At 41.3% G+C, this 11,804-nt stretch carries 14 protein-coding genes and 1 riboswitch; of the genes, 12 read left to right on the top strand and 2 right to left on the bottom strand.

Annotation, left to right across the window (positions count from 1 at the left end; all coding sequences use genetic code 11):
• The 4 genes from GTH32_RS18515 to GTH32_RS18500 all read left to right on the top strand — a co-directional run.
• Positions 1–287, top strand: a 287-nt coding sequence (locus tag GTH32_RS18515) for a cation transporter dimerization domain-containing protein (protein WP_484476985.1), incomplete at its 5' end; no start/stop codon positions are given.
• A 378-nt stretch (positions 288–665) separates the two neighbouring features.
• A riboswitch (yybP-ykoY riboswitch) is annotated at positions 666–840 on the top strand.
• Between the two features lie 6 nt (positions 841–846).
• The gene (locus GTH32_RS18510; RefSeq protein WP_163088591.1) at positions 847–1,425 is read left to right on the top strand and encodes a manganese efflux pump MntP; all 579 of its coding nucleotides are present in this window, start codon (positions 847–849) and stop codon (positions 1,423–1,425) included.
• Positions 1,426–2,282: 857 nt separating this feature from the next.
• Positions 2,283–2,708, top strand: coding sequence for a hypothetical protein (locus GTH32_RS18505; RefSeq protein WP_163088589.1), 426 nt, complete (start codon positions 2,283–2,285; stop codon positions 2,706–2,708).
• A gap of 44 nt (positions 2,709–2,752) precedes the next feature.
• Positions 2,753–3,151 (top strand): DUF5623 domain-containing protein, encoded by a 399-nt coding sequence (locus GTH32_RS18500; RefSeq protein WP_163088587.1) that lies wholly within the window; start codon positions 2,753–2,755, stop codon positions 3,149–3,151.
• 128 nt (positions 3,152–3,279) lie between these two features.
• Here GTH32_RS18500 and GTH32_RS18495 read toward each other — a convergent pair whose 3' ends face one another.
• Positions 3,280–4,110: a hypothetical protein gene (locus GTH32_RS18495; protein WP_163088585.1), complete on the bottom strand. Its 831-nt coding sequence runs from the start codon at positions 4,108–4,110 to the stop codon at positions 3,280–3,282.
• 577 nt (positions 4,111–4,687) lie between these two features.
• Between GTH32_RS18495 and GTH32_RS18490 the strand changes: the two genes are divergently transcribed.
• The 5 genes from GTH32_RS18490 (at position 4,688) to GTH32_RS18470 (ending at position 9,957) form a co-directional block, all read left to right on the top strand.
• Positions 4,688–5,662, top strand: a complete 975-nt coding sequence (locus GTH32_RS18490) for a hypothetical protein (protein WP_163088583.1) — start codon at positions 4,688–4,690, stop codon at positions 5,660–5,662.
• Positions 5,663–5,852: 190 nt separating this feature from the next.
• A complete protein-coding gene (locus GTH32_RS18485) occupies positions 5,853–6,365 on the top strand; it encodes a hypothetical protein (protein WP_163088582.1) in 513 nt (170 codons plus the stop codon).
• Positions 6,366–6,542: 177 nt separating this feature from the next.
• Positions 6,543–7,445, top strand: coding sequence for a tyrosine-type recombinase/integrase (locus tag GTH32_RS18480; RefSeq protein ID WP_163088579.1), 903 nt, complete (start codon positions 6,543–6,545; stop codon positions 7,443–7,445).
• A gap of 8 nt (positions 7,446–7,453) precedes the next feature.
• Positions 7,454–9,478 (top strand): AAA family ATPase, encoded by a 2,025-nt coding sequence (locus GTH32_RS18475; protein WP_163088578.1) that lies wholly within the window; start codon positions 7,454–7,456, stop codon positions 9,476–9,478.
• A 17-nt stretch (positions 9,479–9,495) separates the two neighbouring features.
• Positions 9,496–9,957 carry a DUF6641 family protein gene (locus GTH32_RS18470; protein WP_163088576.1) on the top strand — a complete coding sequence of 154 codons (462 nt, stop codon included), beginning with the start codon at positions 9,496–9,498 and terminating at the stop codon, positions 9,955–9,957.
• Positions 9,958–10,025: 68 nt separating this feature from the next.
• Here the strand turns inward: GTH32_RS18470 and GTH32_RS18465 are convergent, their stop codons facing one another.
• Positions 10,026–10,475 (bottom strand): hypothetical protein, encoded by a 450-nt coding sequence (locus GTH32_RS18465; protein ID WP_163088574.1) that lies wholly within the window; start codon positions 10,473–10,475, stop codon positions 10,026–10,028.
• Between the two features lie 96 nt (positions 10,476–10,571).
• On the opposite strand from GTH32_RS18465, the gene GTH32_RS18460 reads away from it, so the two are divergent.
• The 3 genes from GTH32_RS18460 (at position 10,572) to tnpB (ending at position 11,710) form a co-directional block, all read left to right on the top strand.
• Positions 10,572–10,982 (top strand): DUF2787 family protein, encoded by a 411-nt coding sequence (locus tag GTH32_RS18460; RefSeq protein WP_163088572.1) that lies wholly within the window; start codon positions 10,572–10,574, stop codon positions 10,980–10,982.
• Positions 10,983–11,147: 165 nt separating this feature from the next.
• Entirely contained in the window at positions 11,148–11,468 is a 321-nt protein-coding gene (gene tnpA, locus GTH32_RS18455; RefSeq protein ID WP_163088570.1) for an IS66 family insertion sequence element accessory protein TnpA, read from the top strand.
• Positions 11,465–11,710 carry an IS66 family insertion sequence element accessory protein TnpB gene (gene tnpB, locus GTH32_RS18450; protein WP_163088568.1) on the top strand — a complete coding sequence of 82 codons (246 nt, stop codon included), beginning with the start codon at positions 11,465–11,467 and terminating at the stop codon, positions 11,708–11,710. The genes tnpA and tnpB overlap by 4 nt, the downstream gene beginning before the upstream one ends.
• The last annotated feature ends 94 nt before the right edge of the window (positions 11,711–11,804 follow it).

Genomic DNA, 11,804 nt, shown 5'->3' with positions numbered 1-11,804 from the left:
CCTTAAAATTATTTTTGCAAGGTGTTCCAGAGAAAAACTTATACAAACAAGTGTTAGATGAACTCCGGAGTGTTGATAGAGTTGAATATATCCATGACTTAAAAATTTGGTCACTTGACGGAGAACATAATGTTATTACTTTACACATTACAAGTAACTTGAAGATAATTGAAGAATATAAGCTATTGAAGCTTGAAGTTTATGATAGCTTGGCAAAATTTGACTTCAGCTACAGCACAATTGAAATAGAGTTTACTGACGATTTCTGTAAAAACATGGAAGGGTAATATGAAGTCTTTTCCTTCGTTAACAATGACAGTTGAAAGTAATTCAAATTCAAGGACTAAGCTAAAATTTAATCTTTGGTTCGTTTTTTACAATAACTTTTTATTTGCCAGACCATACGATATTAAATTGATACCAGCATTAGGTAAAATTAACCGTATAGGTAGAGGATTATTTGAATTGGGATATCAAGAGTTTGACTCTGAGTACGCATTTCTTCGAACTAAAGATCTGAATTATTCAATTAATGCTCTTTTCGCTGAAAAGTATGAGGAAAGTATTTATTTCGGCTCGGTAGTGTCTGAGAAAGCTCAGAGTGGAACAATCAAGATCGCGACAATCAAGCAGTTGTCATATCTAAAATTTTGAGGTAAGGTTGCTTCCACTTCGTTGGGGAGTAGCCTGTTTCCTACAATTTGGGAAAAGTCCATATCAACATAATTGGTCAAAGACCATGGTATGAACGCCTTTTTGGTTGGCGAGACCATCGATAGAATTACACCTCTGGTTGGGCGTGTAGTTTTATCGTGGACTCAATTGCCCAACCAGAGAGTTATAGTAATGAACCTACTCGCACTTATTTTCCTTTCCTTTGCAATGTCTACAGACGCCTTCGCAGCCGCTATTGCAAAAGGCGTTAACTTAAGAAAACCGAAAATATCAATTGCATTAAAAACAGGAATAATATTCGGTATCATAGAAGCAATAACACCAATGTTGGGATGGGGATTGGGTAAATTATCTTCTTCATTCATTGTGTCTTGGGACCATTGGTTAGCATTCGGCATATTATCGTTATTAGGTACTTTCACAATATTTAAGTCTTTCAGTCCTACTGAAAAAGATGACGAAAAAGACGATGGAAGAATAAATAACCAGTCAATATTAATCACCATTCTAACAGCAATTGGTACTAGTATTGATGCAATGGCAGTAGGAATTAGTTTAGCATTTGTCGATGTAAATATCGCCTTAGCTTCAATGATGATCGGATTAGCTACATGTTTGATGGTAACCATCGGCATAATGGTTGGTAGCGCGCTTGGACTAATTGTGGGAAAACGAGCAGAAACAGTGGGGGGAATTGTCCTGATTACCGTTGGTACATGGGTTTTAATTTCTCATATCTACCAAATATAATCATCTCATAATTAGAGTAACGCCCTGCAATCAGGGCTATTATGTAGTAACCTAAGTTATAAACCTACCCTAAACTAGCGACATGTCTTTTCAAATTTATTCAGTGTAATCGGAACCGTAAAAAGAGAGCTCTTGATAAAAAGGTCACGTTAATACGTGTTAACGTGACTTATTTCACTGCTTCCATAAGCTATAGGGAACAGTTTTACTCCGCAACAGGCTTTCTCCTATCTAACTGTGGGTAGCTGAAGGTATGGGTTGCAATGTTGTGGGGTTTGTCCTATAAATATATTGCTCTTGGTAGGAGCCTGCCGCTCGTCGTTGCGAAGCTTTTTAAGTTCTACTTTTTATAATCTCGCTAACTCAATATTTTTATTCGGGTTTGTTCAGTGGTAGACGAGCGACGCTTCAAAACAAGCCAGGAGATTAAAAATGTTGGATAAAGATATTCAGCCGAATACGATCGGCGGCATCAAGCGCTATGCCAAGCAAATTAAAAAAGAGTATGGTATACCTCATATGAAGCTTTAAATAAAGCTGCCCAAAAAGCTTGTTTTGAAAATTATTCACACGCTCTAAATTCCCTTTCGGAGTCAAAAGCTACTAAGTCACAATACCGACTGTTCTTTTCGACTTATTGGCATGACAAGAGTAGCCGAACGTTTGGAAGGGAAGTACTTGAAATTAAACTTCCCAAACCTTTGTTAGAAATAGCCACAAAAAGTGACATGAAGAAAGCTAATGGGCTAAGTTGGTTCAGATTGGCCTCACTAGATCATTTCGTTCATGACCAAGTTATCCGCTCACAAGAGACAGCCAGGGATTCCATTTGCAAAGCTGTGAGGGAATTAAGGTTTATGGAAGCAACCGGCTTGAAACCTACTAACGACTACGAAGCCGCTTACCCCAATAGAGACCCAAATAACAAGTTACCTCAAACTGACCATGCAACAAATTGGGAAGATCCAGATTCAGGTCAGTTTATCTTAGTAGATGAACCATACCTCGGTCCTGTGATTACAGGCGAAAGAGCTGAATGGGCAGATAAGCATAGTTGGCATTTGCAGGCTTCCAAATGGCAAGGAATGTACTATCCAGGTGAATCCCAGATGTTTATCGCCACTGATGCAACTACTGGATATGACTTTACAAGCTTGATGGAAAAAATTGACAAGATACCCTCCCCTATCACCACAGAAAATTGGAACGGTGAATCATCTTTTGGTCACGACATATTTTTAAGTCCTCAAGCAATCACACCCCAAGACAAAAAAGGGCCATAGCAAAAGGAACTATTCACCGAGAGCCAAGTAGTAAAACGGTGCCAATGAGATATTGGGATGCCGCAGATAATAATCGACGCCCGAATGCTGTAATGCCGATCGAATCTCACCTCCTTGCCGCAAGATTGATAATTGCTGTGCAACGTTCTCAGGTCACGCCTTATGGCGTAAACTCTCGGTTGTCTTCGATAAAGAGCAAACTAGAAGACTGGTTTTTTTCTGAATACAATCGTGAAGTAACTAATAAATATGGGCTATTCTATTATGGTGATATAGCTAAAAATGATTCATTTGTTTTAAAAGCTAGGTCACTAGACGGCGTTATAACCTTGCTGCAAAATCTTAAGGAACTGTTAGATAACGCTTATGTAGACTGCGAACCATTAAGAAGACTGATACGAAAAGTTGATACTTCAATCAAATTAACCTCAAAATATTCCTAACCTTTAGAAGGGTATTTCAATTGTGGCCTGTCTATCCTTGATAAGGTAGGCAGGCTGGACTTCAATAACATTTACTCGCCAGCCTGAACTAGACAAACCCGAAATTGAACAATACCGCCCTTCTCATACTAGCTTTGTTGTTTCTTTTTTTTCAACCTTTTAGAAGAGATAGAAGATTTGTCTACCCCGTTTTCTATCGGTTTGAGCTGTTTAACAATTTTATCCTTTCCATCCTCAACCGGGGTCGTCTCACCGAGCTCATATTTCTGCCCCTTTTGAACCTTAATACCATTTACCAAAAGAAGCCTTGTTGTTGAATCCAGCATACCGAGCTCTTCTAGCTCGTTTAATATATTCCGATAGTGTGTCCTCGACTTTTTCAAGCTTCTGATCATGAAATTCATTTTTCGAACTTCTGAAGCACTACAAATTTCGTATTCGTCTCCAAGTTTATCTAAGAAGCTTTGACGTGTTTTCTCGCCAAAAAACGCTTGCCTTTCATCTAGAAAGTCCATCACTTCTCGTTCGATGGTAACTCTAGTTCTCTTACTATCCTTTTCTTTCTGTGATACACGCTTTACCCATGCATCCCAATCACTCGACTCAAACCGATTTCGCAATTCGTTTAAAAGCTTAGTAACAAAAGTCGTTAGTGTAGAACTCGCCTCGTTTTCATAGGCAGCTTTTAAAATCGGTAATAAAGTCTCCGCTGCATCCTTTGCCGTTTTTTCGCATTTGTCATCATCAAAGGACAATAGGTAGTCGCTTAACGCCTTGTACTTGCTTTTCTCGAAATCGTTCAACTTATTAAGGGTAGCCAGAGAGCTCTGTACCTCTTTCTTAATATCCTGTGCGACAGGATTATTCACAAATACTCGATGACCTTTACCACAATGCTTAAGAAGGTTGTCACCATTCTTGTACCAGTAGTCACTATTTTTACTACGCTTTCCGCTCATCCAAATCACCAAACAAGTAGTCCTGAGTTTTTCAAACCATATCCAATTTAGGATATAAAAGCAACCAAATGGTAGTCCTGATATTTAAAAAATGGTAGCGGCGAGAAAAATGTTAGTAATCACTAACAACAAAAATCCTTTATTGCAGTGATAAAATTGTTAGTCCAATGATGAATTATCTGTTTCAACAGAAACGTTTTTCAACTCAGGAAAACGGCACATTCATCGCTTACAAAGCTATAAATAAAAAACTGTAAATCTACAGGAGGAAATCATAATTTTTGATTGAGAGCTGAAAAACGGAGGTCACGTGTCTAACAGTAATACATCTAATACATTAACTAATAAGACAACTAGAACAATCAATAAGTACATACATCAAATCAATAGGTGTAAGCTAATCACACGAAATAACTCTAGTATCAGCATAGGTAAATCACACTCCAATGCCTTGCATGACTTTTACCTCTCACAAGACTATAAACAAAGGCTGACTATATTAAATAGCTTGGTGACAGATCCGTCATTCATTCGGCATCAGGTTGATATGTTTTATCGATATATAGATGGCGATCGATTGTTTGAACTAGACCACGACAATTATGCAGCGTCATTCAACATCAGTAAAACGCGTGCAACCAAGATTGCCAAAGAACTAGAATCTAAAGTAATGCTTGATGGTTGGGCAGTGAATGAGGTTAACAGCTATAGAGACTCAAATGGCGCGTTCAAGCATTACAGGTACAACTTTGAAATATCGAGAAAAAAGCACCAGGTATTCACACTTTCATTTGTAAACATACCTCAATTCAAGAATAGTATTTACCAGCATTGCCGCATCTCTTTTTGTCCTAATCTAGTGCGGTTAAACCATGTTTACAGAGTTATGAAATGGCTATTTGAAGCATTTGATGATGAAGCAAGAAAAGCAATAGATGAGTCGATTCTACTATGTCACGATATAGGTAGCCAATGGCACGGAATACCAAGCTTTATGCTAAACATTGATGCTGAATCCTCGTCATTTCAGACATATCCTAAAACTACATTAACAGACAACATTCCAACCGAGTCAATCTACTACTTGAGAAAGAAAAATTTAGGTGAAGATTCAGATGTCCTCTACAGCCCGGTATGTAAATTCATCTCTAATCTCCGCAAGAAAAAAGTGAATGAAAAGAATCAATCCGAATTGCTCAACAGCATTGTTGTAGCAACTCGCTACGAAAGTAAATGGCGCTATACAGCTGGTGATGAGCCACTAAAATACAACGCTCTATCTGATGCGCCGTTCGCAATGCATGCTGTTGATTTCATCTCACCTGAGATTTTTACTCAACTACCAGAGCCTTTGGCATTAAAATTAGCGATTCACAAATATCCAAAGATATTATCAGCGTTAACGGTAGGTGATAATCGGATTTTATTACAAGCCCTTATTAGGAATACGCTAAGAGTATCCTTACCGAAAATTAGCAAACGACATAAAACTCTACTGGCCTCCCTCCTAAATCAATTTAAAAAGGCAGAAAATCAAACCCATAAGAGGTAGTCCTGAAACGGCAATTCGCGATAACTCAGGACTGAAATTTACTTACCTCAGCCCTGTCACCAAGTTAACTCTAAGGAATTGTTTTATATAAAATATATGCCAATATGTACTTCGTGGCGCCACACCATGAACGAGTAGATTTAGCTTTCTACTCATGTTGTAATTTTAAAAATGTTTGAGGTACTTACTTATGAGAGTATTCAATAGATATGACAATGACATTTTGGCGTGGCTAAAAGGAATTCCGGCCCCCGTTTGCCCAGAATTTAAAAACAACCCTATAGAATGTTTGGTTGAAAGTGCTACCAAGGTATTTCTTACCTCCCTCAGATACACTTTCACAAATGGAGATAAAAACGATAAGAGTCTATCTCTTAATGACCTGGGGCATGTATTCGATGAAGAAACATTAAAACGCTTGGTTAAACTGTCTGAAGCACAGGGGCTGCTTGCCATTTATTGTGATATATCTCCCTATAGCGTCGATTTAGCAAGCATACAACGAATGGCTAATCTTATAGAGAATTATGATTTAGAAACAGTTCAAAAAATTGTAAATATTGCACAGTTTTTACTACCAACCGATTCTCCTTTTTTAGCCTGTTACTTAGACCTTGCAAAAGAGGAAGTAATTGAAAAATCCGCAACTCTGAACTCGTTAACCAAAGGAGAGCTAGTTTATCCTGAAGTTGAGCACTCTTAAAACTGACTTAGATGTTGTGGGGCTATTCAATTAGGGCTCCACAACCTACCAGACATCTTGTCTATCTCGGTACAAAACAGCCGTTTTCCTGCCTTAAATCCTCTGTTAGCTTGTAAATAGCTTATCCAAGCAAATCCCTCATTTTTATCAAAAATCATATAAATTCGGAGCAATTCAATGGATGCAGCATGTCCTTACACGCTGTATATGGGGCGTCTTGCGCCTAATAGTCAGCGTTCCATTGCCTCACAGCTTAACAGTATTGCAGCCATGCTTGATTGGCCTGAACACGAACGGCAAGAAAGGTTTCATCATATTGACTATCAACAGGCCAGCCATATCAAGGCGATGCTGTTAACAAAAGGTTGGTCAGCTCGCTCAATTAACCGTGCGATGACAGCCATTCGCAATATCGTGAAAGTGGCAGTCATGACAGGTATTGTGCCAGAGGCACAGGTAATACAACTGCAAGCTATCACAAAGGTTAAACACGGTAGCCACAAAGGCACACCGTTAACGGCTCAGCAGGTCAATAAACTATTCAAACACCTGAATACTGATAAGTCAGCTACCGGCAAACGAAACGCAGCAATTGTGACTATTTTACTTGGTTCAGGATTGCGCCGAAGTGAATTGGTGGCGCTTCGATTCTGTGACTTTTCGGCAGAAACGAATACGTTACATATCGAAAAAGGCAAAGGGAATAAAAGTAGAACGGTATACCTACCTGAATGGACTGCAAAGGGTTTGCTGGATTGGCTTAAGGTACGCGGAGATGGTGAGGGTTACCTTTTTGTGCGTATTGTGCGGGGTGGTCATATCCAGCATGACAGTAAATTATCGTCGAGCTTTATCTATTCGCTTATCCGTAAATCACTTGCCGCCATTGGCGTAGACGGTGTGTCACCCCATGATTTGCGCCGAACTTTTATCACACGGTTACTGGAGCAGAACGTCGATTTAAATACGGTACGCCAGATGGCAGGTCATGCCGATATTGCCACCACCATAATGTATGACAAGCGCGACCAACAAGTCATGCAAAAGGCAGCGTCACAACTCAGCTATAAGCAGAAGTGAGGCATCGTATGTTGAAACGGCAATTAAACAATCCTCACTTGTTGCAATATCTGACCTGCCAGTGGGTTAAGCGGCTTTTAGGTTATGCGGTAGGTATTGATGATGATTTTATCAATCCAGAGGTCTTAACCTATTTACGAGGACAACCCACGTCCAAATCGGCGTCGAAACTTACTAAAAAGGCACTCGTTGCCTTGTTGAGCATTGACGACCGGCATCCAAAAACCACCAAGGTATTCAGTGATAACTGCACCTTTATCCGCAAGCTTCTCAACTTGCCGAGAGGTGCAGACAAACTGATTCAGTTTGCATTGCTATGTCAGGCAAACCCGTGGTTTCAAAGTGTGGTGAACATGCTGGATATCCAAGACAGCTATACCGGATTAAACAGCATATTGTTGGATATGACTGGCCTCAAGGTATCGGATTTCAATGCTATTGCTGAAAGTTTGATGCAGTTTGGTTTGCTGAATGACAAAGACTTCGGTGTTATCGATGGCAGTGAATTACCGCAACCAATGTTGCTTAACCTGCTTACAAACAAATTGCATTCGAGAGAGCAGTTAATCGAACCATTATTGCAACCCAGTGAAAAGGCGCAGTTTGCACTCGGTGACTTTCCTCAGGTGAATACCGCACTTTTAGGTGATTACCTGTCATCGGCAATGAGGAAAGCACAGGTCGGCACCAGCGTCTTGCTTCATGGTATATCAGGCTCTGGTAAAACCGAATTAGCCAGAAGCTTAGCCAAGCATTGTGACTGTAAACTTTATGAGGTCCGCTCGACAGGCATGGTAAAGCAAAATCCTGATGAAGCGTTGGATTCACGCTATCCCTGTAAGGACAGACTACGGCATTTATCATTGCTCAATGCTTTACTCAACGCCCCCAGTAATGCGGTGCTATTGATTGATGAATGTGAACATCTCTTTGAATTGGCGGACAATCACTATAGCAAGGAATACTTGCAGCGGTTAATTGAGCATAACGCCATACCGTGTATCTGGATCACCAATCATGTGCAGTGCTTGGAGCCAAGTTTCATTCGCCGGTTTAAGTTGGTTGCTGAGGTGCCATCACCTAGACCAGAGGATATTCAGCATGTATGCAAACGTCATTTCAAAGGCCTGGGACTGTCAGAACGCTGTAAGCGCAATATAACGCGTATCAACAATGTTTCACCGGCACTGATAGCAAATGCCACACATGTTGCGAAAACACTGAACGTAGCGCGTATAGACGCTGAGAATACGATACATGACGTTATTGAAAGCACATTACACGCATCTGGACTGTGGGACAGCAAAGCACAGTATCAAGGTGAGTTAGATTTTGATGCATCACTGCTTAATCTGAAGCAACCCGCAAGTTATCTGGATGAAGTCAGTTTCGCGCTAAAGCACAACAAACCTGCTCGCGTATTGTTATCCGGACCACCCGGCACAGGAAAGACCGCTTTTGCACATTACCTCACCGAAACCAATCAGCGCGACCTTATTCGTGTGAAGTGTTCCGACGTGCTGAGCAAGTGGGTAGGCGAAAGCGAACAAAACGTAGCAGAACTCTTTCACCGCGCACACATCGAAGAAAAGGTAATTCTTCTCGATGAGGTGGATAGCTTATTGGTCAGTCGAGAGGCATTAACGGCGCACCATGAACTGCAATTAGTGAACGAATTCCTGACGCAAATTGAATGTTTTACGCAACCGCTGTTTGCGGCCACCAACTTTGATAGCTGGCTAGACAAAGCAGTACTTCGGCGCTTCGACTTTAAGCTTGAATGCACTTATCTGAAACCGGAACAAGTCTGTGCCTTATACCGGCAGGTACTTGGTATAAAACGGTTGAATTTGGAAGAGCAGCAACGCTTATCCACACTCAAACAGTTAACGCCAGGTGACTTTGCCATACTGGCAAGGCGCAAGCAATTTCGACCAAAACAGAACCACCGACTCTCTGCTATCACGCTATTGGCAGAGGAAAACCAACGAAAACAACCCCAAACCCCAATGGGCTTTATCCGCCCTCACTAACCTAAAAGGTAAACATTATGACTACATCTGTATTGAGTTCGCTCAAGGTTATCGCTCGTCCTAAAATTGAGCCTAAACCTCCGGTCATCGGTAAACGCATGAAGCTTATCGAGAAGCTAGAACAGCAACAAGAGCTGGCAACCTGCATGATAGAAAAGCGACCGTTTGAGGCGTACCGCGAAAAGATGGTTAAAGACCCTGTTACCGGAGAGCGCAAAAAGCAACGCCGCCAAGTTACCGTTAGGCCGTGGTATTACGACAGCGACGGCCACTATTATCTTGAAATAAAGGTGAACAACAAATCCATTGAATTGCAAAAGGATAAACATGCCATCGATGTTGGTGATAAAGCCAAGCTTCCTGAGCTCATCGACACCATCATCAAAGCTACCGAGAAAGGTGAACTGGATACTTTTTTACTGGCACCACCGACAGCAAAGAAAGCTCCAACTAAACCAGATGCGAGCAAAAAGGCATAAGTAAACCAGGTCTGTGGCGTGACCTTATCCATGCCCCACAGACCTGCCGTTAGTAACCTGTAAGTACCTCAACCAGCGAGATGCAAAGCAACTTTATTCGTTTCTTCTATCGCCGCTAGATTAACGTCGATATCAATGTTTTGATTGTTGATGTCAGCCAGCATCTTGTTTTGCCAATAGTGCAATACCTCATCCACAGACTTGGGCTCTTCGCAATGGTGCACAATGAGTGTTGAGCCTAGGCAACTACCGCTACCGACATATGCCCAGACAAAATGCTCCTGCTTGGTTTCTCTAATGCAATAGAGTTTATCAATCAGGTGTGTTGAGCCTTCGGCTGCGCGGGTGTGGAGGAGAAAAATATCGCTAATGCCATCCTCAAGGTCTGGAAACTGAAAAACCAGTTCCATGTGTTTGGCATCATCCGCGCATTCTTGCCGGAATAGTGCAGACAGAAACTGCGTAAAGCGGCAATCCAGTGGCGTAGTGATATTAGAGAAGTTTAGTTGAAGTGACATACGAGAGTTCCTTATGTGTATGTCATTAAATTAGTATTCTCAGCAGGATAAGTACTTACAGGTCTTTTCTCACAATCCATTAAAAAGACCAATATCATGAACATTCAATACAAAGAACTGGCACTGCCGGTATCCAAACGATTCACCAACGCCATTGCCGAATTGTTAACTCAACACCAAATAACTGGCGATAGTATTACCATCAATTTTCGTGATCCGAACTACTCAGCTGAAAACGGTGGTTTTCATCCAGTAGAAATACGGTTAGAGAAACACGGTGACTCATGGTACTTCTGCTATATCACCGATTTTACTTTTGTTGGTATCGGTCCGTTTGCAGAACTGGCAAAAGATCTCGATTTTGATTTTCAGGCAGGTGTATTTCAAAACCTTCATGGCCTGTTTCCAATAGAAGTTGCACTGGATATCTACCAGATATGGGAAGGGAACTTTCTGCACTACTGGCAAGCGTTAAACGTTTTTGCCATTCAAATTTCCAGCGATTGAACCTGCCAAATCAAAAACTGTAAAGCGGAATTAAGAATTAACGCCATTATTTACAGGAGATTAATATGGCCAGAGACTTGTCTACTATCCGTATCCGTCCGGTGATCCCCACATTCAAATTCTGAAATAGCTACGGCATGGTGTCCTTTTTAAAAGGAGTACGTCATGCGAAACCCTCAGCGCAGCCAGCAAGAATGGCGACAATTATTCAAACAGCAACAACACAGTGGCCTCTCGGCTGTCGAATTCTGCCGACAACAACATATCAATATCCAAACCTTTTACGCCAGGCGCAGTGATATACGTTTGCTACAAACTCAAGGCAAGTTTGTTCAGGTTAAACGAGAAGTCACCACGGTTGAATCTCAGGAGTTTACTGCTGCGACTGAACAGATTACGTTGGCTTATGGCTCCGGCCAACTCAGTTTACCCATTACAGTACCACCGCATTGGTTAGCGGCGTTGATGAAGGCACTTAACGAATGAAGATGTTCGTCGAACCTGCCGACATTTACCTGTACATGGATATCGTCGATTTCCGTAAGTCCATCAACGGTCTGATTGTGGTGGTTGAGCAACAGATGCAGCTTAGTCCGTTCCGGGATGCCCTGTTTGTCTTCTGTAATAAAAAGCGCGATAAACTCAAAATCCTCTACTGGGATAAAACCGGCTTCGCGCTGTGGTATAAACGCCTTGGTGCGACAAGAAGTCGCTTTGTTTACTGTTGAACTTTGATTCAACCCTTCGTATTGCCGAAGGTTTCCTATTTCGACATGCGTTACTAGCAATGGTGAGGTGTGAAGCTCGAAAGACAATGTAGCC

Source organism: Alteromonas profundi (genome assembly GCF_010500865.1).
In the GTDB taxonomy this organism is placed as follows: Bacteria; Pseudomonadota; Gammaproteobacteria; order Enterobacterales; family Alteromonadaceae; genus Alteromonas; species Alteromonas profundi.
This window is presented reverse-complemented; position numbering and strand designations above follow the sequence as displayed.

Bases quoted from the DNA above. Each gene is read 5' to 3' on its own strand.
- GTH32_RS18470 (WP_163088576.1), top strand. From the start codon at position 9,496: ATGACTACATCTGTATTGAGTTCGCTCAAGGTTATCGCTCGTCCTAAA.
- GTH32_RS18460 (WP_163088572.1), top strand. From the start codon at position 10,572: ATGAACATTCAATACAAAGAACTGGCACTGCCGGTATCCAAACGATTC.
- GTH32_RS18480 (WP_163088579.1), top strand. From the start codon at position 6,543: ATGGATGCAGCATGTCCTTACACGCTGTATATGGGGCGTCTTGCGCCT.
- GTH32_RS18505 (WP_163088589.1), top strand. From the start codon at position 2,283: ATGGAAGCAACCGGCTTGAAACCTACTAACGACTACGAAGCCGCTTAC.
- tnpA (WP_163088570.1), top strand. From the start codon at position 11,148: ATGCGAAACCCTCAGCGCAGCCAGCAAGAATGGCGACAATTATTCAAA.
- GTH32_RS18485 (WP_163088582.1), top strand. From the start codon at position 5,853: ATGAGAGTATTCAATAGATATGACAATGACATTTTGGCGTGGCTAAAA.
- GTH32_RS18510 (WP_163088591.1), top strand. From the start codon at position 847: ATGAACCTACTCGCACTTATTTTCCTTTCCTTTGCAATGTCTACAGAC.
- tnpB (WP_163088568.1), top strand. From the start codon at position 11,465: ATGAAGATGTTCGTCGAACCTGCCGACATTTACCTGTACATGGATATC.
- GTH32_RS18500 (WP_163088587.1), top strand. From the start codon at position 2,753: ATGAGATATTGGGATGCCGCAGATAATAATCGACGCCCGAATGCTGTA.
- GTH32_RS18465 (WP_163088574.1), bottom strand. From the start codon at position 10,475: ATGTCACTTCAACTAAACTTCTCTAATATCACTACGCCACTGGATTGC.
- GTH32_RS18495 (WP_163088585.1), bottom strand. From the start codon at position 4,110: ATGAGCGGAAAGCGTAGTAAAAATAGTGACTACTGGTACAAGAATGGT.
- GTH32_RS18475 (WP_163088578.1), top strand. From the start codon at position 7,454: ATGTTGAAACGGCAATTAAACAATCCTCACTTGTTGCAATATCTGACC.